Consider the following 26,403-nt stretch of genomic DNA (forward strand, 5'->3'; position numbering starts at 1 on the left):
CGCTGGTGATACCTGAACTCGGTCAACTGTCGATGATTCTGGCCATCTGTTTCGCTGCGGTGCAGGCCAGCCTGCCGCTGCTCGGGGCGTGGCGTGGTGACAGCTTGTGGATGAGCCTGGCGCGGCCCGCAGCCTGGGGGCAGTTCGCCTTCCTGACGTTCGCGTTCGCGTGCCTGACCCACGCCTTCATGACCGACAACTTTTCGGTTGCCTACGTGGCCAGCAACTCGAACAGCGCATTACCCTGGTACTACAAGTTCAGCGCAGTCTGGGGGGCGCATGAAGGCTCCCTGCTGCTCTGGGCGCTGATTCTGGGGGGCTGGACCTTTGCCGTGTCGGTGTTCTCGCGGCAATTGCCCCAGGTGATGCTCGCCCGGGTGCTGGCGGTCATGGGCATGATCAGCGTGGGCTTTCTGAGCTTTTTGATCATCACCTCCAACCCGTTCCAGCGCCTGCTGCCTCAGGTGCCTGTCGATGGCCGTGACCTCAACCCGCTGCTGCAGGACATTGGCCTGATCGTGCATCCGCCAATGCTGTACATGGGCTATGTCGGCTTTTCGGTCGCCTTCGCCTTTGCCATCGCCGCCTTGCTCGGCGGGCGTCTGGATGCCGCCTGGGCCCGGTGGTCGCGGCCCTGGACCCTGGTAGCCTGGGCCTTCCTGGGCGTGGGTATCACCCTGGGTTCCTGGTGGGCGTACTACGAACTGGGCTGGGGTGGCTGGTGGTTCTGGGACCCGGTGGAAAACGCATCGTTCATGCCCTGGCTGGTAGGGACGGCGCTGATCCACTCCCTGGCGGTGACAGAGAAGCGCGGGGTGTTCAAAAGCTGGACCGTTCTGTTAGCCATCGCTGCGTTCTCACTGAGCCTGCTAGGGACGTTCCTGGTGCGTTCCGGGGTGCTCACCTCTGTGCATGCCTTTGCCGCCGACCCCTCGCGCGGCATTTTCATTCTGTTCTTCCTGCTGTTCGTGGTCGGCGGCTCGCTGACCCTGTTCGCCCTGCGTGCGCCGGTGGTCAAGAGCCAGGTGGGGTTCGCCCTGTGGTCGCGCGAAACCCTGCTGCTGGCGAACAATCTGGTTCTGGTGGTTGCAGCGTCGATGATCCTGCTAGGCACCTTGTACCCGCTGGTGCTCGACGCCCTGACCGGCGCCAAGCTTTCGGTAGGCCCGCCTTATTTCGATGCCCTGTTCCTGCCGCTGATGGCACTGCTGATGCTGGTGCTGGGGGTAGGGGTAGTGGTGCGGTGGAAGGATACGCCTGGCAAGTGGCTGCTGGGCATGATGACGCCGGTCCTCGTCGGCAGCGCCGTGCTGGCGCCGGTGGCGGGCCTGATCGTCGACGATTTCGACTGGCAGGTACTGACCACGTTCGCTCTGGCTGCCTGGGTGGTGCTCGGAGGGCTGCGCGATGTGTTCGACAAGACGCGCCACAAAGGGCTGCTCAAGGGGCTGCCTGGGCTGGGGCGCAGTTACTGGGGGATGCAGGTCGCTCACCTGGGGCTTGCGGTGTGTGCCCTCGGGGTGGTGCTGTCGAGCAACAATAGCGCCGAGCGTGATCTGCGAATGGCTCCGGGCGAAAGCGTGGAGCTGGGCGGTTATCACTTCCTGTTCCAGGGCGCCAGGCACTTCGAAGGGCCCAACTTCATTTCCGACAAGGGCACAGTGGTGGTCAGCCGCGAGGGTCGTCCTGTGGCCACCCTGCACCCGGAGAAACGCTTGTATACCGTGCAGCAGTCGATGATGACCGAGGCCGGGATCGACGCAGGCTTTACCCGCGACCTGTACGTGGCCCTCGGGGAGCCTTTGGAAAACGGTGCCTGGGCGGTGCGTGTGCATATCAAGCCCTTTGTTCGCTGGATCTGGCTGGGCGGTCTGTTGACGGGCCTAGGCGGATTGCTGGCGGCCCTCGACCGGCGCTACCGCGTCAAGGTCAAGTCCCGGGTGCGTGAGGCCCTGGGCGTGTCTGGAGCAGTTGCATGAAACGTTGGTTGATGGTGGTGCCCCTGGCGGTGTTCCTGCTGGTGGCGGTGTTCCTGTACAAGGGTTTGTTTCTCAAGCCCGATGAATTGCCCTCGGCAATGATCGGCAAACCGTTCCCGGTCTTTTCGCTGGCTTCCACCCAGGGCGACCGTACGCTTACCCAGGCAGACCTGCAGGGCCGGCCTGCGCTGGTCAACGTCTGGGCCACCTGGTGTGCGTCGTGCAAAGTCGAGCATCCTTATCTCAACCAGCTGGCTTCCCAGGGTGTGGTCATCTACGGGGTGAACTACAAGGACGACAACGCCGCAGCGCAGAAGTGGCTGACCGAGTTCCACAACCCCTACCTGCTCGACATCAGCGACGAGCAGGGCAGCCTAGGTCTGGACCTGGGTGTGTACGGTGCGCCGGAGACGTTCCTGATCGATGGCGATGGCGTGATTCGGTACAAGCATGTGGGCGTGGTCGACGCCAGCGTTTGGCGAGAACAGTTGGCGCCACGCTACCAGGCGCTGCTCGACGAGGCGACACCATGAAGCGCTGGTTCGCAGCCCTGGCCTTGAGCCTGTGCGTGGGTGGGGTAGCCAAGGCCGCCATCGATACCTACCAGTTTCGTGACCAGGCCGAGCGTGAGCGCTACCAACAACTGACCAAGGAATTGCGCTGCCCCAAGTGTCAGAACCAGGATATCGCCGACTCCAACGCACCCATTGCGGCTGACCTGCGCCGGGAAATATTCCGCATGCTGGGGGAGGGCAAGAGCAACCAGCAGATCGTCGACTTCATGGTGGACCGTTATGGCGACTTCGTGCGCTACAAGCCGGCGCTGAGCGGCCGGACCTGGTTGCTCTGGTTCGGCCCGGGCATTCTGCTGGCCGGCGGGTTCGCCGTATTGGCGGTGATTGTACGGCGTCGTCGCCTGGCGTCCGTGCAAGGCACTGATGAATTGTCAGCCGAGGAGCGCGCACGGCTGGCCAACCTGCTGGAAAAAGAACGTACCCATGACTGAATTCTGGCTTAGCGCGGGCTTGTTGCTGCTCGCGGCCCTCAGCTTTCTGCTGATCCCGATCCTGCGTGGCCATCGCCGCCAGCAGGAGCAAGACCGAACAGCGCTCAACGTGGCGCTCTATCAGGAACGCATCGACGCGCTGGCCGCGCAGCAAGCATCGGGTGTGCTCGATGACCTGCAATTGAATCAGGGCCGCGATGAAGCCGCCCGGGAGTTGCTGGCCGACACCGAGGGCGCCGAACCCGCCAGGCAGCGTCAATTGGGCAAGGCCTTGCCTTTGCTGGCAGCCGTCCTGGTGCCGCTGCTGGCGTTAGGGCTGTACCTGCACTTCGGTGCGGCGGACAAAGTGGCCCTGACCCAGGAATTTGCCCAGGCACCGAAGTCGATGGAAGAGATGACGGCACGTCTGGAGCGAGTGGTCCAGGCACAACCTGATTCAGCCGAGGCCGTGTACTTCCTGGGCCGTGCCTACATGGCCGAACAACGCCCTGCCGAGGCGGCCCGCACGTTCGAGCGCGCAGTGGCCATGGCCGGTCGCCAGCCCGAGTTACTGGGCCAGTGGGCCCAGGCCCTGTATTTCGCGGCCGACAAGCGCTGGAGTGCGCAACTGCAGGCATTGACTGACGAAGCGCTCAAAGCCGACCCCAACGAGGTCACCAGCCTGGGCCTGCGTGGAATTGCGGCATTTGAAGGTGAGCGCTATCAGGAGGCTATCGCGTACTGGAAGCGGTTGTTGGCGCAGTTGCCGCAAGGAGATGCTTCGCGCGCTGCATTGCAGGGTGGCATTGACCGTGCGGCCGAGCGGTTGGGCACTCAGACCGCTCAGGTGCCGGCACCCGCTGCGGTGCGTTTGAAGGTGCGGGTGGAATTGGCGCCGGCTTTGCGGGACAAGGTAAAGGCACAGGACACCGTCTTCATTTTCGCCCGCGCCAGCAGTGGCCCGCCCATGCCGCTTGCCGCCAAGCGGGTGACGGTGGCGCAATTGCCGATCGAGGTCGAGCTTTCAGATGCGGATGCGATGATGGCGCAGATGAAACTGTCCGATTTCGCCGAAGTCCAACTGGTTGCGCGTGTTTCCAAGGATGGGCAGCCGACCCGTGGTGAGTGGGTTGGCCAGAGCGCGCCTTTGCCCAATACGACCCAGGCCCAGCAGCGCCTGATCATCGACAGCCCTGATTCGTAAGAGAGTTTCCTATGCACGCGACGGTACGCCTCACCCTGATCACCCTGGCGCTGGGTTTGTCGGCCTGTACGGTGCATGGGCCTTCTTCGCAGCCTGAGCCTGAACCACCGATCGAACGGCTGCCGCCCAAGGGCCCGGTGGTCACGCCGCTGCCGGGTGGGCAGCCTACAGGGCCTGGGAGCAAGCCTGCACCGCCAGCCAAGCCAGTGCCGCGCACCTCGGCAAGCTTTGCGCCGCCGCCGGGCGGGGCGAGCCATTGGGACCCCAAGTTGGGCGTGTATGTGTTGGACAAGAAGCCCAATACCTTCTATCGCCAGCGAACGTATTACCGGTTCGACAATGGCTGGAGCTGGTCGGTGAGCCCGGATGGACCGTGGCAGCAGACCGACAGCAGTGGTGTGCCTGGGGGGCTGGGGCGGGCTTTTGGGCAGTAGTTTTTTCGACACCCGGCCGGCCGCACGCGACGCACAGCAGCCTTAGTTATATAGGCGTTCTAACCGACAACCTGGGGCCGCTGCGCGGCCCATCGCGGCACAAGACCGCTCCTACATGAAATGGGATTGCCTTGTAATATTGTGCAAAGCAGTTGCACCGCAATGAGCAAAATGAATGCTTGGTACCCAAGACACTTCATCCCAAAGAGCGCCAGTCCATTGAAATAGCCGCTCTTGATCTTGATCTTGATCTTGATCTTGATCTTGATCTTGATCTTGCTTCTAAGCGCGCGGTAGTTCAGACCCCGCAGATCGCGACTTCAGGAGGCCGAGCGCAGGGCTTGCGGAGGGAGGTGACAGGCATGGATGCCTGTCAAGCGCTGGGCCCCAGGATGGGGCCTGCAGCGCGGTCCTCCCGGGAGCAAGCCCGGAGCGAGGGAACCCCGGAGCGCAGCGTAGGGGCCGGATGATAGGAGCAGGCGGTTTTTGCTTACTTTTTGACAAGACAAAAAGTGAGCCGCCGTAAGGGCGGAAGGGTGACTGTGCGCCACCCTAGCCAATGAATACCTACTCAATATAAATGCCCATGCTAACAATCCAAATCCAGCCTCAAAGACCTGAGCCCCAAGTCCCAGGTTCAAAGTCCCAAGTCCCAAGTCCAAAGTTCAAAAACCGCAGGGTCCAATTCAAGATCAAGCTAATTACAAAGCGCCCGCCCCCAAATCCCACTCCCGCCTCCCATACAGCCCCACCCATAATACCCATTGACTCCACCACCCACCCCCTCCGCATAATCCCCAACCCACCCGGAGGCATCATGCACAAGACAATCCTGGTCCTGGTCGAAACCGTAGACACCTACCTACCCCTGCTGACAAACGCCGGCTACCACCTCATCCTCGCCCAGACCCCCGACCTGCGCACCCAGGCCATCGAGCAAAACGGCCCCCGCATCGACGCCGTCCTCACCCGCGGCCCCCTCGGCCTGACAGCCAAGGAAATCGACGCACTGCCCAACCTGCAGATCATCTGCGTCATCGGCGCCGGCTATGAGCAGGTCGACCTGCAAGCCGCCCGTGCCCGCCACATCACCGTCACCAACGGCGCCGGCGCCAACGCCAACGCCGTGGCCGATCACGCCATGGCCATGCTCCTGGCACTGCTGCGCAACATCCCGCAAGCCGACGCCAGTACCCGCGCTGGCCAATGGCAGCGCGTGATCAGCCCATCGGTCACAGGTAAACGCCTGGGCATTCTGGGCATGGGCGCCGTTGGCCAGGCCATTGCCAAGCGCGCACACCAGGGGTTCGACATGCCCGTGAGCTACTACAACCGAACACCACGACCGGCGTTGCCCTACACCGGCCATGACAGCGTCCCGGCCCTGGCTGAGGCAGTCGATATTCTCGTGGTCGCCACACCCGGCGGCGCCGACACTCGCCACCTGGTGAATGCACAGGTGCTGAAGGCGCTCGGCCCCCAGGGCTACCTGGTCAACATCGCTCGGGCCAGCGTCGTCGATACCCAGGCCCTGACCCAGGCACTGCAGAGCGGTCAATTGGCCGGTGCGGCCCTGGACGTGTTCGACGAGGAACCTGATGTTCCCGACACCCTCAAGTCGCTTCCGAACACGGTATTGACGCCCCATGTCGCCGGGCAATCGCCAGAAGCGGCAGAAGCCACGGTGACGTTGGTCCTGCGTAACCTCGATGCCTTTTTCGCCGGCAAGCCCGTGCTCACACCGGTGCTTCATTAGGCCTCACACCGCCAAGGGCCTGCACAAGGGCAGGCAACAAGGAGCGTATTGATGCAACTCGAAATCTTCCAGGTCGACGCCTTCAGTGCCGAACCCTTCGGCGGTAATCCGGCCGCGGTCATCCCGCTCGATCAGTGGCTGCCCGATGCCGTGCTGCAGCGCATCGCCGAGGAAAACAACCTTTCGGAAACGGCGTATTTCGTGCGCAACGGCGATGTGTTCGACCTGCGCTGGTTCACGCCCACCGTGGAAGTGGACTTGTGCGGTCACGCCACCCTGGCCTCGGCCTACGTGCTGTTCGAACACCTCAAAGAACCGGCGCAGGTGCTGCGCTTCAATACCCGCAGCGGTGAACTGCGGGTAACACGGCAAACGGACGGCCTGTTGGCCATGGATTTCCCTGCCCGCCAACCTGAGGCCCAGCCAGTGCCAGCCGGTCTGCTGCAAGCATTGGGCCTGCGCCAGGCGCAGGCGGTGTATCGCAGCGATGACTACGTGGTGGTGGTCGATGACCCTGAGTTGCTCGATACCCTCACGCCAGATTTCGTCGAGCTGGCTGGCTTTGACGTGCGCGGCATCGCCGTAACGGCGCCGGGGCGTGGGTTCGACTTCGTGACGCGCTGGTTCGGGCCACGCGTGGGGGTCAATGAAGACCCGGTGACCGGTTCGGCCCATACCTCGCTCGCACCGATCTGGGCACAACGGCTAGGCAAGCAGTCGCTTGAATGCGAGCAAGGCGGTGCGCGCAAGGGCCAGCTGCGCTGCGTGCTCCCGGGCAATGGCCGGGTGATCATCAGTGGGCGGGCGGCGTTGTTCATGCGCGGTACCGTCTACCTGTAAGACGACCCTGTCGTCACCGACGATGCGCAGGCCGACACCAAGGCTTGCCAAATCCGGGCAATGCTGCGAAAAGAACGGCATTTTCGTAGCGGCTGGAGCCTGCGCATGAACCAAGAACTGCAAATCATCGACCTGGTCGAGGGTGACGGCAAGGCGGCCGTCAAAGGTGCGCTGATCACGACCCAATACACCGGGTGGCTGGCCGATGGCACCGAGTTCGACTCCTCCTGGTCACGCGGCAAGCCGTTTCAATGCGTGATCGGTACCGGGCGAGTAATCAAGGGGTGGGACCAGGGCATCATGGGCATGCGCGTTGGCGGCAAGCGCAAACTATTGGTGCCGGCGCACCTGGGTTATGGCGCGCGTAGCGTTGGTTCTATCCCACCTGATTCGGACCTTGCGTTCGAAATCGAGCTGCTCGAAGTGCTGACGCGCGATGACTGACACGATAGCCCCGTAATGCCTGTGCCAGACGCCTGGCACCCTGGCAGCGGGGAACAAAACGGGCTATTGGCACTCTGAACCGAACCCGTCGTCAAGGAAGGCACTCACTGCAAAAGGCGCCCTGTGCCCGTCCAGGCGATGCGCGGGTGACCCGTTTGTCACACGAGCCTGCATTGATGAAGTTGATTCCACACCTGCATCGTCGCCGTCATTGGTTGCTGGGCCTGGCCCTGACCGCCGTAGGCGTACCGCTGGCGCTGGACGCCGTCGAGAGCCGCGCGCAACCGGTGGATGGCACCCAGACCCTGGTGTTTCTGCGCCATGCCGAAAAACCCGGTGAAGGCCTGGGCCAGCTGAACTGCCAGGGCCTGAACCGCGCGCTGGACCTGGCCACGGTTTTACCCGAACGTTTCGGCAAGGCCGATTACGTGTTTGCTGCCAACCCGTCCCGGCACGTGGAGGAGGGCGCTGATGACCAAAGCTACAGCTACCTGCGTCCGCTCATGACCATAAGCCCCAGTGCCATTCGCCTCGGCCTGCCGGTCAACATCGACTACAGCGCCAACGACACCGATGACCTGGCCGACGAACTGCTCAGCGACAAGTACCGTAACGCGACCATCTATACGGCATGGTCTCACGGCTACCTGCCGGACCTGATCAATACCGTCGCCCAGAAGGCTGTCGGTAAGGAGCATGTCATCACCGAAGATTGGCAGGATGGGGACTTCGACACCCTCTATGTCCTGACCCTGGACTGGCACGATGGCAAGGCCAGCCTGCGCAGCCGCAACGTGCGTCAGGGGCTCGATGACGGTGAGCATAGCTGCCCGACCTGATCCGCTGGTACTGTTGAGCCAGGATGCTGAACAGGGATGAACGATGAAGCGGCAGGTGACGGTGATCGGGGGCGGCGTGATCGGGCTGGCGACGGCCTATGCGCTGGTGCAGGAAGGCCATTGCGTTGAATTGATCGAGGCCCACGACACCTTGGGGGCGGCCACCAGCTTTGCCAACGGTGGTCAATTGTCCTACCGCTACGTCGCGCCACTGGCGGATGCGGGCGTGCCGTGGCAGGCGCTGGGGTGGTTGTTGCAGGGCGACTCCCCGCTGCGCCTGCGCTTGCGTCTAGACCCGGCGCAGTGGCGCTGGTTACTGGCCTTCACACTGGCGTGCCGACGCAGCGTCAATCAGCGCAACGCCGCCGTATTGCTTGACCTTGCCCTGCAAAGCCAGGCCGTGTTGGCCCAGTGGCGCCAAGCCCAGGCAATCGGTGATTTTGCCTGGCGCCGCAACGGCAAGCTCGTAGCGTTTCGCAGCGAAGCCCAGTTCAGGCGCAGCCGTCTGCAACTGACGGACCCTGATCGCCAGCAGGTACTCGGCGCCGCTGAGCTGCGGGCGCTGGAACCGGCGCTGCAGGCGTCGCCATTCGTGGGCGGCGTCTTCACCCCGGACGAAGAAGTGGGCGACTGCCACGCCTTCTGCCTGCGCTTGGCCGCCGCTCTGCAAGCCTGCGGCCAATGCCAGTTCCGGCTCGGTCAGCCGGTGACGCAACTGCTTCACCGTGAGCATCAGGTGGTGGCGCTGCGCCTTGGCCATGAAGAACTGCCAATCGATCAGTTGGTGCTGTGCGCAGGTTACCGCAGCGCGGCGCTGAAGGTGCCAGGGGTGAACATTCCGATCTATCCACTCAAAGGGTACAGCCTGACTGCGCCCCTGGTGCCGGGGCAGGGGGCGCTTGAGATCAGCCTGACGGACTACGAGCGCAAGATCGTCTATGCCCGGCTGGATCGACAGTTGCGCGTCGCGGCCATGGTGGACATCGTGGGACAGGACGAGGCGCTGGACAAACGCCGCTTGCAGAGCATGCGCCGCCTGGCACTGGAGACGCTGCCCCACGCCGCCGATTATGCCCACGCGGTGGAATGGGCCGGTATGCGACCGGCGACGCCCACCGGTGTACCCATCATAGGCGCAACGCCTTACCGTAACCTTTGGCTCAACCTTGGCCATGGCGCGCTGGGCTTCACGCTGGCCTGCGGCAGTGGCCAGCGGCTGGCCAGAATGATCGGTTGAGCAGTGCCTGCGCAGGATCGATTGCCGATCCCGCGCAGGTTGCGCCCTGGTGCCCTAGCGGCCGACGCGCATTGGCCAGCCTATGACCTTCTTCGCCCGAGGGGTGGCATAGGTGCGCACCTTGGACGTACTCAGGCCCAGGCGCACCAACGACTCGGCGATGGTCACCGCCGCGCTGACCCCATCGACCACCGGTACCCCGGTGCGTTGGCGGATCTGCTCGTCCAGCCCGGCCATGCCTCCGCATCCCAGGCAGATGACCTCGGCCTTGTCATCACGTACGGCCCGTTCGGCTTGTTCGACGATGGCCTCGACAGCGCGCTGCGGATCGGCTTCGAGCTCCAGCACCGCCAGGCCGCTGGCGCGTACCGATGCGCAGCGGTCGTACAGCCCGGAAAGCCTGAGGCGGTCCTCGATCAAGGGGACGGTACGGTCCAGCGTGGTGACCACCGAGTAAGCGTGACCCAGGTACATGGCGGTGCTGGCGGCGGCATCGGTGATGTCCACCACCGGCACGTTCAGCAGCTCCTGCAGGCCTTCACGGCCGTGCTCGCCATAACCGGCCTGGATCACTGCATCATAGGGGCCCTCATAGGCCAGTACCCGATCCATCACGGCAATGGCGGCCAGGTAACTCTCGAAATTGCCCTCCACCGATTCTGCGCCGAACCACGGCGTAAGGCCGATGACTTCTGTGCCCGGCGCCGCCACGGCGCGGGCCTGCTCGGCGATGGCCTCGGTGATGGCTTCGGTGGTGTTGACGTTGGCAATCAGGATTCGCATGGGCAGTCCTCCTTGTTCAGTGGCTGCTGTGGTCGACGGCGATGCATTCGCCGCTGACGTCGTGGTAATGACGGTTGCGCGGCGCGATCAACAGGTACAGGGCGGCGGCGATGCCAGCCCCGATCAGCCACGAGAAGGGCGCGACGCTGTGGAAGTTGGGTACCAGGGCCAGCACGATGGCCAACAGGGCCGCCGGCACGAACGCCGCGACCGCGCGCAGGTTGATGCCCTTGGTGTAGTGATACGCGCCGGCGGGGTCTTCGCTGTAGAGCTGCGGGACGTTGATGCAGCCTTTGCGCAGCAGCCAGTAGTCGGACATGATCACCCCGTACAGCGGGCCCAGCAATGCACCCAGGCCGGACAGGAAGTAGACGATCACCAAGGGGCTGTTGTACAGGTTCCACGGCAGGATGAGCACCGCCAGCGTGGCGCTGATCAGCCCCGCGCGACGGAAATTGAGGTGACGCGGTGCCAGGTTGCTGAGCACGAAGGCCGGTGCCACGAAGTTGGCCATGATATTGACCGCCACCGTGACGATGAGGAACGACAGGCAGCCCAGCACCAGGAAGGTGGTGTTTGGAATGGCTGCGACGATCTGCGTTGGGCTGTCGATGATCTGGCCGTTGATCTTGAACTGAGCGCCGCACAGCACGACGGTGATCACGGCAAACACCAGGATGTTCACCGGCAGGCCCCAGAAATTGCCAACGCGAATGGTCTTGCGGCACGGCGAGGAACGGGCGAAATCACAGAAATTGAGCACCAGCGTGCCATAGATGGCCAGCCACAAGGCACCGCCGGCAAAGATGTTGCGCCACATCTCGTAACCGCTCAGGGGTTCTGCCACCGACCAGGCGATGCGTGTGTCGGCCTTGAAGTACATGAACACCGCCAGCGCTGCAACCGTTACCAGAATGACAGGGCCTGCGAAAGCTTCGTAGCGACGGACCATCTCCATGCCGTAGGCGAGAATCACCAACTGCACCAGCCAGATGGCCACGAAACAGGCCCAGCCCAGGCTGGACAGGCCAAGGATGCTGTCGTGGTCGTAGGCTGCCATCTGCGGCCAGACGGCGCTGAGCAGCACGCGCAGGACCACCGAGGCCAGGTAGGTCTGGATACCGAACCAGGCGATGGCGATGACTGCGCGGATCAGCGCCGGGATCTGCGCGCCGTGGATGCCGAAGGCGATGCGGCTGATGACCGGGAAGGGGACGCCGGTCTTCTGCCCCATGTAGCCCGACAGGTTCATGAAGAAGTACACCAGGGCGGCACCAATGGCCAGCGACAGCAATATCTGCCAGCCGCCCAGGCCCAGGGCGAACAGGCCCATGGCGAATGAATAGTTGGCGATGTTGTGCACATCGTTGGTCCACAGGGCGAAGATGCTGTAACGGCCCCAGCGGCGCCCGGCGATGCGGGTGGGGGCCAGGTCCCGGTTGTGCAGGCGGGGGCTCAGTGCCATGTCCGGCACCGTGTCGGCCGGGGTTGATTGGGTCTGGGTGCTGTCGACGGATAGTTCAGGGGCAAGGTTGAGGCTGCTACTCATTCCGGCGGGCTCCTGATGCACGTTGACTGCGATGAGCGGGCAGCGCACGGGCTCGCCATCTCGTCGGTGCAGCGTTGGCATCTCGGGGTTCTGGGCGCGGCGGCCGACGGTCAATCGGCGTCGCGGGTTCTTGTGTATTTATGTTCGGTGAAACTTGTATACAAAACACAAGCACAGGGAAGCCAGTTCCATGCCAGCTTGAGCAGGCGATCGCCACAGTGACCACTCAGGAAGCGTGCAGATTTCAGTAACAAGCTGAAAAATCAGCGTTTTAAGCTGACCATTGAGTCAATAATTGTTTGAATTCATGGGCTTAGTTGATCAGATGGTCAGCATTAAGTGAGCGCTTCATGTAACACATCGGGGCATGGGCGGTGCAAGTGCACACAAAAATGGCACTTAAGGTGACATTAGTGTGTACAAAAAATAGACAATTCAAGGTGGCGCACCTGGGCGGCCTTGCCATGTAAAATACGCCTCCGCTTACCGATGTGACCTGACATGACCTCTCCGATTGCCGCCCTCGAGCAGCATCTGCTTGCCGCCCTGAACCCCGCCCCTGCAGAAACCCGTCGCCTTTTCCACGGCCGAGGACGTTGCTGGCCCGGCCTTGAGCAGATCACGGTGGACTGGCTTCAGGGCGTGTTGTCGGTCGCCTTGTTCCGTGAGCCCCCCGAGGGGCAATTGGCAGAGCTTGAGGCGATGCTGTTGCGGCTGTCGCACCTTGAGCAGTGGACGGGCCAGGCGATCCTGCTGCAACACCGTTACCTGCCCGACAGCCCCGGTCAGTGGCTGGTGGGCGAGCCGTGTCAGCAACGTGAGGTGATCGAGGACGGGCTGACCTACCTGCTGGACCTGGGAGTACGTCAGAACAATGGCCTGTTCCTGGACATGCGTCATGGTCGCCAGTGGGTGCGCGCCCAGGCCAAGGGGCAGCGCGTGCTGAACCTGTTTGCCTACACCTGCGGTTTTTCGGTGGCGGCGATTGCAGGTGGGGCCGAGCAGGTGGTGAACCTGGACATGGCGAAATCGGCACTGTCCCGAGGGCGCGACAACCATCGCCTCAACCAGCATGACCCGTCCCGTGTGGCCTACCTGGGTCATGAGCTGTTCAAGTCATGGGGCAAGGTGCGCAAATACGGGCCTTACGATCTGATCATCATCGATCCGCCCACCTTCCAGCGCGGTAGCTTCGTGTTGACCCAGGACTACGCGAAGATCCTGCGCCGCTTGCCTGAGCTGTTGAATGAAGGTGGGACGGTTCTGGCCTGCGTGAATGACCCCGGCATAGGGCCTGAGTTCTTGATCGAGGGCATGGCCGAGCACGCGCCCGGCCTCGCCTTCGTGGAACGGCTGCAGAACCCGCCGGAGTTCCCGGATGTGGATCCGGCTGGGGGGTTGAAGGCGTTGGTGTTTCGGTTAGGTTGATCGGGGCAGGCCGTCATTCAGGGGACCACAGCCGCGTCCGGCTTTCATGGGTGTTGCGAAGCTCAAGCCCCGGACCGCTGTACTGCCGGCCTAGCCCCATCAGCTTCACTGACCGGTATAGATCTGGTCGAACACGCCCCCATCGTTGAAATGCGTTTTCTGCACGGTACGCCAGTCACCAAAGGTCTTCTCGACCGAGAGGAATTCGACCTTGGGGAAACGGTCGGTGTACTTGGCCAACACGGTCGCATCGCGTGGACGCAAGTAGTTCTGGGCGGCGAGTTCCTGGGCGGCCGGTGACCACAGGTACTTCAAGTATTCCTCGGCCACGGCTTGGGTGCCTTTACGGGCCACCACTTTATCGACCACGCTCACCGGCGGCTCGGCTTCGGCTGAAACGCTTGGATAGACCACCTCGAACTGATCGCGACCGAATTCGCGCGCAATCATTTCCGCTTCGTTCTCGAACGTCACCAGCACATCGCCAATCTGGTTGGTCATGAACGTGGTAGTGGCGGCGCGACCACCGGTGTCCAGCACTGGCGCCTGCTTGAACAGCTTGCCGACGAACGCACGCGCCTTGGTCTCGTCACCGCCTTGCTTGAGCACATAGCCCCACGCCGACAGGTAGGTGTAGCGGCCGTTACCCGAGGTCTTGGGGTTGGGTACGATGACCTGTACGCCGTCCTTGAGCAGATCCGGCCAGTCCTTCAATGCCTTGGGGTTGCCCTTGCGCACGATGAACACCGTGGCAGAGGTGAACGGCGCACTGTTGTTCGGCAGGCGCGTGACCCAGTTTTCAGGGATCAATTTGCCGTTGTCGACCAAGGCATTGATGTCGGTGGCCATGTTCATGGTGATCACGTCGGCCGGCAGGCCATCGATCACCGCGCGCGCCTGTTTGCTGGAGCCACCGAAGGACATCTGCACAGTGACCTTCTCGTTATGCTCGGCCTCCCAGTGCTTCTGGAAGGCCGGGTTGTAGTCCTTGTAGAAATCACGCATCACGTCGTAGGAAACGTTCAGCAGGGTCGGGGCAGCGTGGGCCAGGGTGCCGAAGGCCAGGCTGGCAGCGGCCAGCGAGACGGTGAAAAACTTTTTCACGACGCATTCCTTATAGGTATGAATGTTGGGGCAATGTGCCAGCGACTATAGCGTCTTGTTCTTCAGGTATTAAAGAATCAATGCGTCTTTGCTTATGCGTGCTGGCCGATGGGCGGTGTTGGCAGTTGTCCACGGGCTTTGCCCACTCAATGACTCCCTCACCCTCCAAGGTGCGGGAGCCCTCCGGATCTCGTCATGAGCGCCTCGCTCAACCGGATTTGGGGAACAACGCATTTCCACACCGGGCACAAAACGCCGCTCCACTTTCATGGGATTTCTTGCTGCAGGTCGGGCAGGGGTGTTGCAGTTGCTCGCCACGCATGGCATTGGCGAGCTCGGCGGTAAAGATCCCGGTTGGCACTGCGATGATCGAGTAGCCGATGATCATCACCAGCGAAGACAGCACCTGGCCCAAAGGTGTTCTGGGCACGATGTCGCCGAACCCGACCGTGGTCAGCGTGACGATGGCCCAGTAGATCCCCTTGGGAATGCTCGTGAAGCCATGCTCCGGGCCCTCGATCACGTACATGAGAGTGCCGAATACGGTGACCAGCGTTGATACGCTGACCAGGAACACGATGATCTTCTGCTTGCTGCCGCGCAGGGCATCGAGCAGGTAATTGGCCTGCTTGAGGTACGGGCTGAGCTTGAGTACACGGAAGATCCGCAACATGCGGATGACCCTCACGATCAGCAGGTACTGCGCGTCACTGTAGTACAGCGCGATGATGCCCGGCACGATCGCCAGCAGGTCGACCAGGCCGTAGAAGCTGAAGGCGTAGCGCAAGGGCCGGGGCGAGCAGTACAGCCGCGTGATGTATTCGCACAGGAAGATGGCGGTGAAGCCCCACTCGATCGCGGCCAGCAGGCCTCCGTAGCCGCGATGCACCTCATCGATGCTGTCCAGAATGACCGTGACCAGGCTCGCCAGGATGATCAGCAACAGGGTTTTGTCGAAGCGTCTTCCGGCCACGGTGTCGCTCTGGAAGACGATCACGTAAAGCCGCTCGCGCAGGCTTGCAGGTTTGTTCATTGGCTCTGTCCATCATGAAGTCGGCTGAGCCTATGGGGTGCCTTTCAGCTATGCAAGCGCCCCGGTGTCTGGCGTTTGCCAAGCTTCAGGTGACTGCCCAAGTGGATGAGCCAGCAGGCGGCGACGAAAGGCGCCGTGAGCGCCGGGAATGGCAGCCTGCTCAACAGCGGGTGTAACGCCAGTGCCAGGCCGATGGCCAACAACGTGACCCAGGGTTTTTCCCCCTGACGGCTGAAGGCCAGGGCTGCCAGGGCCGCGTTGAAACCATAAAGCCCCATCCATGCCGACGGCGTATCACCCACGAGCAGTGCCAGGCCTGCACCTGCGGCAGAGCCTATGACCGCCCAGAAGCAGGCATACGGGTTGGCGATCAATAGGCCGACGATGATCAGCAGCCCAGCCAGGGGTTGATCGAGCAGGAAGATCTGCCCGACCCCTCTTGCCAGGGCACTCGCCAGGTCGGCCTCGACCACCGCGGGTACGGTGACCGTCTGTACGAACAGCAACGTGCCCCAGCCCAGGAGCACGAACGGCGCCGTGTAGGCAGTCAGCAGCTTGCCGCCGCGTTTGCGCCACTGGTGGGTGATGATGCTGGACAGCCCGCCGGCAGCGAGGATCAGCGGCGGCAGAATGGCGGACCAGGGCAGCACAGCGCTGATCAGCAGGCCTATGAGTACGCTGTTGTAGCAGTACAGCCCGGCCTGGCGGTCAGCACGGTCGTAGCCGCGACGCTGCGCGGTGAGCAGGCCGGCCAAGGCGCCGAGCAGGGCGCCACCGACCAGGTTGGGCGCGGTCAGCAGGATGGCCAGCAGGCAGCACAGGCCGCACAGGGGGTTGCGCAGCAGTAGCACCTGGCTGAAACCGTTGAGTATCGCCGTCGCCCAGTCGGGGCAAGGGTTTACGAAATTTTTGGTGTACATGGGGCAGTCAGTGAGGTGGATGGGAGGGCGGTGGGCCTCTTTGGGCCTCGATTTACCGCAGGTCCGGTACATCGGTGTTCGGGGAGGGCTGCGCCCTCCATTCGCGGGTCAAGCCCGCTCCTACAAGCTCTGCGCTGTGCCATGGAGCGGCGCGCCTCCTGTGGGAGCGGGCTTGACCCGCGACGGGGGCGCATAGCGCCCCCGGGAATCTCAGTTCAACGTCTCGATCCGCAGCGTGTTGGTCGACCCTGGCTTGCCGAAAGGCACACCGGCAGTGATCAGAAGCGTGTCGCCACGGCTGGCCATGCCTTGGGCCTGGGCAATTTCCAGCGCAGTGGAAACCACTTCGTCTACCTGGCGTAGGCGGTCATTCACTACCGAATGCACGCCCCAGGCCACGCTCAGGCGGCGAGCGGTGTTCGGGTTCGGCGTCAGGTTGAGGATCGGTGCCCGTGGCCGCTCGCGCGAAGCACGCAGGGTCGAGGCGCCTGACTCGCTGTAGTTGACCAGCACCGCCACCGGCAAGATGCCGCTGATGCGGCGGATGGCGCAGCTGATGGCGTCCGATACGGTGGCCTCTGCCTTCGGCCGGCCGACGTCGAGCTGGGCCTGGTAGTCCGGGCCGTTCTCCACCTGGCGGATGATCTTGCTCATCATCTGCACGGCTTCGAGCGGGTAATCGCCCGAGGCCGTCTCCGCCGACAACATCACAGCGTCCGCACCTTCCGCCACGGCATTGGCCACGTCGGTGACTTCGGCACGAGTCGGAGCAGGGGAGAAGCGCATGGATTCGAGCATCTGCGTGGCCACTACCACGGGCTTGCCCAGCTGGCGGCAGGTGCCGATGATGCGCTTCTGGATCTGCGGCACGCTCTCGGCAGGCACTTCCACACCCAGGTCGCCCCGGGCCACCATGATCGCGTCGGCCTGCTCGGCGATCGCTTGCAGCTGCTCCACCGCCGACGGTTTCTCGATCTTGGCCATCAAGTAGGCGCGGTCGCCGATCAGCTGGCGTGCCTCGGCAATGTCCTCGGGGCGTTGCACGAACGACAGCGCCACCCAGTCCACGCCAAGCTCCAGGCCGAAGGCCAGGTCGCGGCGGTCCTTCTCGGTCAGGGGCGACAAGTCCAGAACCGCCTGAGGCACATTCACCCCCTTGCGGTCGGACAGCTCCCCACCTGCCAGCACCTCGGTGACGATGGCGTCACGGTGTTTGGCCGTCACGCGCAGCCGCAACTTGCCGTCGTCCAGCAGCAGGTCCATGCCAGGTTCCAGCGCAGCGATGATCTCCGGGTGAGGCAGGTTGACCCTGCTGCTGTTGCCTGGCGTCTTGTCCAGGTCCAGGCGCAAGGCTTGACCACGTTGCAGGTGCACCTTGCCTTCGGCAAAACGACCCACCCGCAGTTTTGGCCCTTGAAGGTCCATGAGGATGCCCAATGGGTAGTTGAGCTGCTGCTCCACCTCGCGGATCCATTGATAGCGCAGCGCATGGTCGGCGTGCTCGCCATGGCTGAAGTTCAGGCGAAAGATATTCACGCCTGCTTCCACCAGTTGCCGTACATCGTCGATGCCACCGGTAGCCGGGCCCAGGGTGGCGAGGATTTTCACTTTCTTGTCAGGCGTCATGAGGGGTCGGTCTCGAGAATCAGGATGGCGCGAAAGTCGTTGACGTTGGTGCGCGTGGGTTCGGTGACGATCAGCGCATCGAGCGCGGCGAAGTAGCCGTAGCCGTTGTTGTCGTCCAGCTCGTCGCTGGCAGAAAGGCCCAGGGCTTGGGCGCGTGCGTAGCTGCTGGGCGTCATCACAGCGCCGGCGTTTTCTTCCGAGCCGTCGATGCCGTCGGTATCGCCTGCCAGTGCGTAGACGCCCGGCAGGCCCTTGAGGCTTTCGGTGAGGCTGAGCAGAAATTCCGCGTTGCGCCCGCCGCGCCCATTACCGCGCACGGTGACCGTGGTCTCACCGCCGGACAGAATCACGCAGGGGGCCTTGAGCGGCTGGCCATGCTGGACGATTTGCCGGGCAATGCCTGCGTGCACCTTGGCCACTTCCCGTGACTCACCCTCCAGGTCGCCCAATATCAACGGACTGAAGCCTGCCTGGCGCGCCTTGACTGCCGCAGCTTCCAGCGATTGCTGAGGCTTGGCGATCAGCTGGAAATGGCTGCGGGCCAGGGCTGGGTCGCCCGCCTTGAGGGTTTCGGAGGCCGGGTCGTTGAGCCAGTCGATGACGGCCTGTGGGGCATCGATGGCGTAGCGTTTGAGGATCGCCAGTGCCTGGGCCGAGGTGCTCGGATCGGCCACGGTGGGGCCAGATGCGATGACCGTGGCCAGGTCGCCCGGCACGTCCGAGATCGCATAGGTGTAGACCGTGGCCGGCCAGCAGGCCTTGGCCAGGCGCCCACCCTTGATCGCCGAGAGGTGCTTGCGCACGCAGTTCATCTCGCCGATGGTGGCGCCGGATTTGAGCAGGGCCTTGTTGATGTGCTGCTTGTCCGCCAGGGTCAGGTCGGCGGCGGGCAGCGCCAGCAAGGCAGAGCCGCCACCGGACAGCAGGAATATCACCCGATCCTGCTCGCTGAGGTTGCCGACCAGCTCCAGCACGCGCCTGGCAACCGCCAGGCCGGCTGCATCCGGCACCGGGTGGGCGGCTTCGACCACTTCGATATGTTGGCAGTTGGCACCGTGGCCGTAGCGGGTCACGACCAGGCCGCTGACCTCGCCTTGCCAGTGCTTTTCGACCACCTCAGCCATGGCGGCGGCGGCCTTGCCTGCGCCGATGACGATCACCCGGCCACTGCGGTCGGCGGGCAGGTAGGGTTCGAGCACGTGGCTGGGGTGGGCAGCGGCAATGGCTGTGTCGAATAGCTCACGCAGCAGTTTCTGTGGATCGACCGACATGGCAGGCTCCCTTTATTGTTGTTCTGCACAATCGAGAACGCCCCTGGAACAGCCTCCGTGCAGGCCGAACCAGGGGCGGTGTTGCTCGGGGTCACCCCTGGCTGTGTTCAGCCAAGAGGCGTAACAGGCGTGCCGGTTTACCGGCAGCAGGGCTGCAAGGCAGGACCGGCGCTCGGATCAGCGGTCGTCGCGGATCGAGAAGTTGGCCATGTGCTCCAGGCCCTTGATCAGCGCCGAGTGGTCCCAGTTGCTGCCGCCCAGGGCCGCGCAGGTGTTGAACACCTGCTGCGCGTTGGACGTGTTGGGCAAGTTGATGCCCAGCTCACGGGCACCCTGCAGGGCCAGGTTGAGGTCCTTCTGGTGCAGGCTGATGCGAAAACCTGGGTCGAAGGTGCCTTTGATCATGCGCTCGGCGTGCACTTCCAGAATTTTCGACGAGGCGAAACCGCCCATCAGTGCTTCGCGCACCTTGGCCGGGTCTGCGCCGTTCTTGGCGGCAAACAGCAGCGCCTCGCTGACGGCCTGGATGTTCAGGGCGACGATGATCTGGTTGGCCACTTTCGCCGTCTGACCGTCACCATTACCGCCTACCAGGGTGATGTTCTTGCCCATGCTCTGGAACAGTGGCAGGGCGCGCTCGAAGGCGTTCGGGCAACCGCCGACCATGATGCTCAGGGTCGCGGCCTTGGCACCCACTTCACCCCCGGATACCGGAGCGTCCAGGTAGGTAGCGCCGGTGGCGTTGATCTTCTGCGCAAAGGCTTTGGTGGCGGTCGGGGAAATCGAACTCATGTCGATCACCACCTTGTTCGGTCCCACGCCCTGGGCGACGCCGTTTTCCCCGAACAGCACACTGTCGACTTGTGGGGTGTCCGGGACCATGACGATGATGAACTCGGCTTCCTGGGCTACTTCCTTGGGGTTGGCCAGGGCCACGGCGCCGTCGGCGATCAGGTCGGCTGGAGCCGCATCGTGGTGGGTGGAGACGAACAGGCTGTGCCCTGCTTTTTGCAGGTTCTGGGCCATGGGCTTGCCCATGATGCCGGTGCCGATGAAACCGATTTTAGCCATGAGAAATTACCTCTTTTATCGTTGTTCGCGTTCCCGGTGGGGCTCAGATCGCGTTGTGTGATTTCAGCCAGCCGAGGCCCGCTTCGGTGGTGGTCAGTGGCTTGTACTCAGCCCCCACCCAGCCCTGGTAGCCGATGCGGTCCAGGTGCTCGAACAGGAAGCGGTAGTTGATCTCGCCCGTGCCCGGTTCATGGCGGCCAGGGTTGTCGGCCAGCTGCACGTGGTTGATCAGCGTGAGGTTGGCTTCCAGCGTGCGCGCCAGGTCACCTTCCATGATCTGCATGTGGTAGATGTCGTACTGCAGGAACAGGTTGTCGCTGCCCACCTCGGCCTGGATGGCCAGCGCCTGCTCGGTGGTGTTGAGGTAAAAGCCTGGGATGTCGCGGGTATTGATCATTTCCATGACCAGACGAATCCCGGCGGCCTGCAGCTTGTCGGCGGCATAGCGCAGGTTTTCCACGAAGGTCTTGCGCACGGTGGCGCAGTCCGGGCCGTCTGGACGAATCCCAGCCAGGGCGTTGACCTGGGTGTTGCCCAGTACCTTGGCGTACTCGATGGCCTTGTCGACACCTGCACGGAATTCTTCGACGCGGTCGGGGTGGCAGGTGATGCCACGCTCACCCTTGGACCAGTCACCTGCGGGAAGATTGAACAGCACCTGGGTCAGGCCATGGGCCTTGAGCTGCGCCTGGATTTCGTCAGCGCTGAAATCGTAGGGGAACAGGTATTCGACACCACTGAAACCGGCGTCGGCGGCGGCCTTGAAGCGGGCCAGGAAGTCCTGCTCGGTGAACAGCATGGACAGGTTGGCAGCGAAGCGAGGCATGGTTGTCTCCTTGCGTTGAGAGCCCCGGACCAGCCGGGGCGTCAGGCGATCAGTCCAGCAGCGAGATGGCGGTCGGCGCGTCGTTGCCGACCAGGGCGAGGTCTTCGAATTCGTTGACCGCGTTGATCTCGGTGCCCATGGAAATGTTGGTGACGCGTTCAAGAATGATCTCGACCACGACCGGCACGCGGAACTGCTCGGCCATTTGCCGTGCCTTGAGCAGGGCAGGGGCGATGTCGGCCGGCTCGAATACCCGCAGGGCCTTGCAGCCCAAGCCTTCGACCACGGCTACGTGATCGACGCCATAGCTGGCAGCGTCGGTGGCGTTGATGTTCTCGAATGCCAGTTGTACACAGTAGTCCATGTCGAAACCACGCTGAGCCTGGCGAATCAGCCCCAGATAGGCGTTGTTCACCAGCACGTGGACGTAGGGCAGGTTGAACTGCGCCCCGACGGCCAGCTCCTCGATCATGAACTGGAAGTCATAGTCGCCAGACAAGGCCACGACCTGACGCTTGGGGTCGGCCTTGACCACGCCCAGTGCTGCAGGAATGGTCCAGCCGAGCGGGCCGGCCTGGCCGCAGTTGATCCAGTGCCGTGGCTTGTACACGTGCAGGAACTGCGCACCGGCGATCTGCGACAGCCCGATGGTGCTGACATAGCAGGTGTCCTTGCCGAACACCTGGTTCATCTCCTGATACACACGCTGAGGCTTGACCGGTACGTTGTCGAAATGGGTCTTGCGCTGCAGGCTGGCCTTGCGCTGCTGGCAGTCTTCAAGCCAGGCCTGCCGGCACTTGAGTTTCCCGGCGGCTTGCCATTCCCTGGCCACTTCCAGGAACACATCCAGAGCCTTGCCGGCATCGGACACGATGCCCAGGTCCGGGGTGAACACGCGGCCAATCTGGGTCGGCTCGATGTCCACATGCACGAATTTCCGGCCTTCGGTGTACACGTCCACGGAACCGGTGTGGCGGTTGGCCCAGCGGTTGCCGATGCCCAGCACCAGGTCGGACTTGAGCAGGGTGGCGTTGCCATAGCGATGAGAGGTTTGCAGGCCGACCATCCCGACCATCAGCGGGTGGTCATCGGGGATGGTGCCCCAACCCATTAGGGTCGGGATCACCGGCACACCGGTCAGTTCGGCGAATTCGACCAGTTTGTCGCTGGCGTCGGCGTTGATGATGCCGCCGCCTGCAACGAGCAAGGGCCGCTCGGCTTCGTTGAGCATGGCCAGGGCTTTTTCGGCCTGGACGCGCGTGGCCGACGGCTTGTGCACGGGCAATGGCTCGTAGGCATCAATGTCGAATTCGATTTCAGCCATCTGCACGTCGAATGGCAGGTCGATCAGTACCGGGCCGGGGCGGCCGCTGCGCATCTCGAAGAACGCTTTCTGGAACGCGTACGGCACCTGGCCAGGCTCCAGCACGGTGGTTGCCCACTTGGTGACGGGCTTGACGATGCTGGTGATGTCCACGGCCTGGAAGTCTTCCTTGTGCAGGCGGGCGCGCGGCGCCTGGCCAGTGATGCACAGGATCGGGATGGAGTCGGCGCTGGCGCTGTAAAGGCCGGTGACCATGTCCGTGCCAGCTGGGCCGGAGGTGCCAATGCAAACGCCGATGTTGCCCGGGTTGGCACGGGTATAGCCCTCTGCCATGTGCGAGGCGCCTTCGACGTGGCGAGCGAGGACGTGATCGATGCCACCCACTTTCTTCAGGGCCGAGTACAACGGGTTGATGGCAGCCCCTGGGATGCCGAACGCAGTCACGACACCTTCACGGCGCATGACCAGTACGGCTGCATCGATTGCTCTCATTTTGCTCATGATTTGTGCCTCATCGATTTTGTAATTGTATACAACCTGTGTTGCGATGCAGTGTATTCACGGTCAGGTGATCAGGTCAATGGGTTTTGATCGGGTAAGTCGATGCGGCCGTGAAATAGGGTGATTGCGCTATCGAATACGATTGGATCTAAATATTGTATACAAAAATATTTTCGGTTGTGTTCTATTGCTGTATCGGTTTTCAACTGCCCTCAGGGCTTCTCACAATAAAAAGAGGACCTTCCCATGAATGCTTTGAACCTGAACCTGGCGCTGAGCCTGGTAAACGCCGCATTGGCTGCTGGGCGGACCATCCAGGCGGCGCCGCTGACGGTGGCGGTGCTCGATGCCGGTGGGCACTTGCTTGCCTTGCAGCGTGAAGACGGGGCGAGCCTTATCCGACCCGAGGTCGCAACGGGCAAGGCCTGGGGGGCGATAGCGCTGGGCAAGGGCTCGCGTCTGCTGGCGCTGGATGCGCAGCAACGGCCGGCTTTCTTCGCCGCGCTCAACGGATTGGGCGAACGTCCGGTCGTGCCGGCGCCAGGCGGCGTGCTGGTGCGTGATCAGGATGGGCGGGTGCTAGGTGCGGTGGGGATCAGCGGGGATACATCGGATATCGACGAGCAGTGCGCGATCAGTGCCATCGAGGCGCTGGGGCTGCGCGCCGATGCGGGCGCGGTGGCCTGACCCGCATCAACTGTCTTTGCTCAATGCCCCAACCTGCGGCGCAGGTGGGCACATTCAGGGCGAACGGCAAGGTGGTGCTGCTCAGGCCGGCTCGGGTTCGCAGCCTTTGAGCACCATGCGGATGATGGTTTCGGCCGCAGCGTCGTAGTCGCTGTCGGCCAGCTTGGCCTTGCCGGTCACCGCCGAGATCTGCCAGTCGAAATCGGCGTATGTCTGGGTCGCCGCCCAGATGCTGAACATCAGGTGATGCGCATCGACGTGGGCAATCTGGCCGCGGTCTATCCACTGCTGGATGCACTCGATGTTGTGCCGCGCCTGTTCGTTGAGCTGTTCCACCTGGCTGGGCGACAAGTGCGGTGCGCCGTGCATGATTTCGCTGGCAAATACTTTCGAAGCATGGGGCAGATCGCGGGAGATCCGGATCTTGGAGCGAATGTACGCGCTCAGTACCTCGCGAGGATCGCCCTCGGCGTTGAATGGGGTGGAGGCCTGCATGATCGGCGCGATGATGCTTTCCAGCACCTCGCGGTACAGGTTGTCCTTGGATTTGAAGTAGTAGTAGACGTTGGGCTTGGGCAGGCCGGCCTTGGCGGCGATATCGCTGGTTTTGGTGGCTGCGAAGCCCTTGTCGGCGAATTCCTCGCTGGCCGCGCGCAGGATCAATTCCTTGTTGCGCTCGCGAATGGTGCTCATGGTCAGGGATCTTCCTCGTGTCAGGCCACCTCTAGGAGGCAGCCGGCATGGTAGCACCGTGCCCAATGGCGGCTCAAGGCAGCGGCTTTGGGCAGGGCCTTTGCATCCAGTCGCGCGCGTAGGCGCTAGCGCAGCAGGTTGGTCTTCGCCAGGTCCAGCACCTCGTCGCCGCGCCCGCTCATCACGGCCTTGAGCATGTACAGGCTAAAGCCCTTGGCCTGCTCCAGCTTGATCGCTGGCGGCATGACCAGTTCTTGGGTGGCGGTGACCACGTCGACCAGTACGGGGCCGTCGTGGGCCAGCGCACGGCGCAGGGCCTGCTCCAGGTCTTCGGAGCGCTCGACGCGAATCCCCAGGATGCCCATGGCATTGGACATGGCGGCGAAATCGGGGTTGTGCAGGTCGGTGCCGGTATCGAGGTAGCCGGCAGCCTTCATTTCCATGGCGACGAAGCCCAGTGACGCGTTATTGAACACCACCACCTTCACGGGCAGCTTGAGCTGCGCGAGCGAAATGAAGTCACCCATCAGCATGCTGAACCCACCATCGCCACTCAGCGAGATCACCTGGCGCCCCGGGAAGGCCGCCTGTGCGCCCATGGCCTGTGGCATGGCGTTGGCCATCGAGCCGTGGTTGAACGAGCCGACCAGGCGACGCTGGCCATTCATCTTCAGGTAACGCGCCGCCCAGACCGTGGGCGAACCGACGTCGGCGGTGAAGATCGCGTCTTCGGTGGCCAGTTCGCTGAGCAGGCGTGTGACATATTGTGGATGGATCGGCCGGTCACCCTTGGAGGGTACCGCCAGATCGTCCAGCCCCTGGCGCGCCTTGTCATAGGCTTTGAGTGCATCATCCAGGAAGCGCCGATCAGTCTTGCGCGTCAGGCGTGGCAGCAGGGCGGTGAGCGTTTCGCCGACATCGGCAGCGATACCCAGCGATAACGTGGCGCGTCGCCCCAGCGCTTGCGGGTCACGGTCGACCTGCACGATCTTGGCGTCGCTCGGGAAAAACTGCCGGTAGGGAAAGTCGGTGCCCAGCATCACCAGCGTGTCGCAGCCGAGCATGGCGTGGTAACCGGAACTGAAGCCGATCAAGCCCGTCATGCCGACGTCGAAGGGGTTGTCCCATTCCACATGCTCCTTACCGCGCAGCGCATGGACCACCGGTGCGCCGAGTGCATCGGCCAGGGCCACGACCTGGTCGTGCGCACCTGCGCAGCCGCTGCCGCACAGCAGGGTCACCTTGTGGCTGTCTTGCAACAATTCGGTCAGGCGCTGCAGATCGACGTCCGTGGGCAAAATGCGTGGCTGCTGCAGGGTAGGCCAGGCCGCCGGTTTCTGCTCGACCTCCAGCAGCGAGACGTCACCGGGAATCACCACCACCGCCACACCGCGATTGAGGATGGCCGAACGCATGGCCCGGTGCAGCACCTGCGGCATTTGCGCAGGGTTGCTGACCAGTTCGATGAAATGGCTGCATTCCTTGAACAGTTCCTGCGGGTGGGTTTCCTGGAAGTAGTTCAGGCCAATCTCCGAGGAGGGGATCTGCGCGGCGATGGCCAGCACGGGCACCCGGTTGCGGTGGCAGTCGAACAGGCCATTGATCAAATGCAGGTTGCCCGGCCCGCAACTACCCGCGCACACCGTCAGCTCACCGGTTACCGCCGCCTCGGCACCGGCGGCAAAGGCCGCAACTTCCTCATGGCGCACGTGCATCCACTCGATGCTGTCCATGCTGCGCAGGGCGTCGGTCAGGCCATTGAGACTGTCGCCGGTCAGGCCCCAGATCCGCTTGATACCGGCTTGTTCGAGTGTCGAGGCCAACTGCTGGGCCATGTTGAGCTTTGCCATGGGTACTCCTGGTGCGAAT

General features: G+C 63.1%; 24 protein-coding genes. 12 read left to right on the forward strand and 12 right to left on the reverse strand.

Going from position 1 to position 26,403, the window contains the following annotated elements:
- Positions 1-5: 5 nt before the first annotated feature.
- The 10 genes from PFU01S_RS05255 (at position 6) to PFU01S_RS05305 (ending at position 9,718) form a co-directional block, all read left to right on the forward strand.
- Positions 6-1,979: a heme lyase CcmF/NrfE family subunit gene (locus PFU01S_RS05255; protein ID WP_173645908.1), complete on the forward strand. Its 1,974-nt coding sequence runs from the start codon at positions 6-8 to the stop codon at positions 1,977-1,979.
- A complete protein-coding gene (locus PFU01S_RS05260) occupies positions 1,976-2,512 on the forward strand; it encodes a DsbE family thiol:disulfide interchange protein (protein ID WP_023533963.1) in 537 nt (178 codons plus the stop codon). The genes PFU01S_RS05255 and PFU01S_RS05260 overlap by 4 nt, the downstream gene beginning before the upstream one ends.
- On the forward strand, positions 2,509-2,985 hold the full coding sequence (locus PFU01S_RS05265; protein WP_027915975.1) for a cytochrome c-type biogenesis protein: 477 nt from the start codon (positions 2,509-2,511) through the stop codon (positions 2,983-2,985). Before PFU01S_RS05260 ends, PFU01S_RS05265 begins: the two co-directional genes overlap by 4 nt.
- Complete coding sequence (gene ccmI / locus PFU01S_RS05270) at positions 2,978-4,168, forward strand: c-type cytochrome biogenesis protein CcmI (protein ID WP_028687979.1); 1,191 nt, start codon at positions 2,978-2,980, stop codon at positions 4,166-4,168. The genes PFU01S_RS05265 and ccmI overlap by 8 nt, the downstream gene beginning before the upstream one ends.
- A gap of 11 nt (positions 4,169-4,179) precedes the next feature.
- Positions 4,180-4,602 (forward strand): hypothetical protein, encoded by a 423-nt coding sequence (locus tag PFU01S_RS05275; protein ID WP_027915977.1) that lies wholly within the window; start codon positions 4,180-4,182, stop codon positions 4,600-4,602.
- A gap of 817 nt (positions 4,603-5,419) precedes the next feature.
- A complete protein-coding gene (locus PFU01S_RS05285) occupies positions 5,420-6,358 on the forward strand; it encodes a 2-hydroxyacid dehydrogenase (RefSeq protein ID WP_028687977.1) in 939 nt (312 codons plus the stop codon).
- A gap of 51 nt (positions 6,359-6,409) precedes the next feature.
- Complete coding sequence (locus tag PFU01S_RS05290; protein ID WP_028687976.1) at positions 6,410-7,198, forward strand: PhzF family phenazine biosynthesis protein; 789 nt, start codon at positions 6,410-6,412, stop codon at positions 7,196-7,198.
- 105 nt (positions 7,199-7,303) lie between these two features.
- On the forward strand, positions 7,304-7,642 hold the full coding sequence (locus PFU01S_RS05295; protein ID WP_027915980.1) for an FKBP-type peptidyl-prolyl cis-trans isomerase: 339 nt from the start codon (positions 7,304-7,306) through the stop codon (positions 7,640-7,642).
- A gap of 176 nt (positions 7,643-7,818) precedes the next feature.
- Complete coding sequence (locus PFU01S_RS05300) at positions 7,819-8,481, forward strand: hypothetical protein (RefSeq protein WP_027915981.1); 663 nt, start codon at positions 7,819-7,821, stop codon at positions 8,479-8,481.
- A 43-nt stretch (positions 8,482-8,524) separates the two neighbouring features.
- Complete coding sequence (locus PFU01S_RS05305) at positions 8,525-9,718, forward strand: D-amino acid dehydrogenase (RefSeq protein WP_028687975.1); 1,194 nt, start codon at positions 8,525-8,527, stop codon at positions 9,716-9,718.
- Between the two features lie 54 nt (positions 9,719-9,772).
- Here the strand turns inward: PFU01S_RS05305 and PFU01S_RS05310 are convergent, their stop codons facing one another.
- Both PFU01S_RS05310 and PFU01S_RS05315 read right to left on the reverse strand, forming a co-directional pair.
- Positions 9,773-10,501, reverse strand: a complete 729-nt coding sequence (locus PFU01S_RS05310; protein WP_027915983.1) for an aspartate/glutamate racemase family protein — start codon at positions 10,499-10,501, stop codon at positions 9,773-9,775.
- Positions 10,502-10,517: 16 nt separating this feature from the next.
- Positions 10,518-12,050 (reverse strand): NCS1 family nucleobase:cation symporter-1, encoded by a 1,533-nt coding sequence (locus PFU01S_RS05315; RefSeq protein WP_028687974.1) that lies wholly within the window; start codon positions 12,048-12,050, stop codon positions 10,518-10,520.
- Positions 12,051-12,551: 501 nt separating this feature from the next.
- Here PFU01S_RS05315 and PFU01S_RS05320 point away from each other — a divergent pair.
- On the forward strand, positions 12,552-13,478 hold the full coding sequence (locus PFU01S_RS05320) for a class I SAM-dependent methyltransferase (protein WP_027915985.1): 927 nt from the start codon (positions 12,552-12,554) through the stop codon (positions 13,476-13,478).
- Positions 13,479-13,583: 105 nt separating this feature from the next.
- On the opposite strand, the gene PFU01S_RS05325 is transcribed toward PFU01S_RS05320, so the two are convergent.
- From PFU01S_RS05325 to gcl, 8 genes are all read right to left on the reverse strand, one after another.
- Positions 13,584-14,582: a sulfate ABC transporter substrate-binding protein gene (locus tag PFU01S_RS05325; protein WP_027915986.1), complete on the reverse strand. Its 999-nt coding sequence runs from the start codon at positions 14,580-14,582 to the stop codon at positions 13,584-13,586.
- Between the two features lie 208 nt (positions 14,583-14,790).
- A complete protein-coding gene (locus PFU01S_RS05330; protein ID WP_028687973.1) occupies positions 14,791-15,615 on the reverse strand; it encodes an ion transporter in 825 nt (274 codons plus the stop codon).
- 44 nt (positions 15,616-15,659) lie between these two features.
- Positions 15,660-16,535, reverse strand: coding sequence for an urea transporter (locus PFU01S_RS05335; RefSeq protein WP_028687972.1), 876 nt, complete (start codon positions 16,533-16,535; stop codon positions 15,660-15,662).
- A gap of 210 nt (positions 16,536-16,745) precedes the next feature.
- On the reverse strand, positions 16,746-18,161 hold the full coding sequence (pyk, locus tag PFU01S_RS05340) for a pyruvate kinase (protein WP_028687971.1): 1,416 nt from the start codon (positions 18,159-18,161) through the stop codon (positions 16,746-16,748).
- On the reverse strand, positions 18,158-19,432 hold the full coding sequence (locus PFU01S_RS05345) for a glycerate kinase type-2 family protein (protein WP_023535914.1): 1,275 nt from the start codon (positions 19,430-19,432) through the stop codon (positions 18,158-18,160). Before PFU01S_RS05345 ends, pyk begins: the two co-directional genes overlap by 4 nt.
- Before the next feature lie 177 nt (positions 19,433-19,609).
- Complete coding sequence (locus PFU01S_RS05350) at positions 19,610-20,503, reverse strand: 2-hydroxy-3-oxopropionate reductase (RefSeq protein WP_027915990.1); 894 nt, start codon at positions 20,501-20,503, stop codon at positions 19,610-19,612.
- Between the two features lie 43 nt (positions 20,504-20,546).
- The gene (hyi, locus tag PFU01S_RS05355) at positions 20,547-21,329 is read right to left on the reverse strand and encodes a hydroxypyruvate isomerase (protein ID WP_028687970.1); all 783 of its coding nucleotides are present in this window, start codon (positions 21,327-21,329) and stop codon (positions 20,547-20,549) included.
- A gap of 49 nt (positions 21,330-21,378) precedes the next feature.
- Positions 21,379-23,154: a glyoxylate carboligase gene (gene gcl, locus PFU01S_RS05360; protein WP_027915992.1), complete on the reverse strand. Its 1,776-nt coding sequence runs from the start codon at positions 23,152-23,154 to the stop codon at positions 21,379-21,381.
- Between the two features lie 246 nt (positions 23,155-23,400).
- Between gcl and PFU01S_RS05365 the strand changes: the two genes are divergently transcribed.
- Positions 23,401-23,841, forward strand: a complete 441-nt coding sequence (locus PFU01S_RS05365; RefSeq protein ID WP_023535891.1) for a GlcG/HbpS family heme-binding protein — start codon at positions 23,401-23,403, stop codon at positions 23,839-23,841.
- 81 nt (positions 23,842-23,922) lie between these two features.
- Here PFU01S_RS05365 and PFU01S_RS05370 read toward each other — a convergent pair whose 3' ends face one another.
- Together PFU01S_RS05370 and poxB are read right to left on the reverse strand one after the other, a co-directional pair.
- A complete protein-coding gene (locus PFU01S_RS05370) occupies positions 23,923-24,534 on the reverse strand; it encodes a TetR/AcrR family transcriptional regulator (RefSeq protein WP_023535917.1) in 612 nt (203 codons plus the stop codon).
- 125 nt (positions 24,535-24,659) lie between these two features.
- A complete protein-coding gene (gene poxB / locus PFU01S_RS05375; protein WP_033737216.1) occupies positions 24,660-26,384 on the reverse strand; it encodes a ubiquinone-dependent pyruvate dehydrogenase in 1,725 nt (574 codons plus the stop codon).
- Between the last annotated feature and the right edge of the window lie 19 nt (positions 26,385-26,403).

It is taken from the genome of Pseudomonas fulva NBRC 16637 = DSM 17717, from assembly GCF_000730565.1.
In the GTDB taxonomy this organism is placed as follows: Bacteria; Pseudomonadota; Gammaproteobacteria; order Pseudomonadales; family Pseudomonadaceae; genus Aquipseudomonas; species Aquipseudomonas fulva.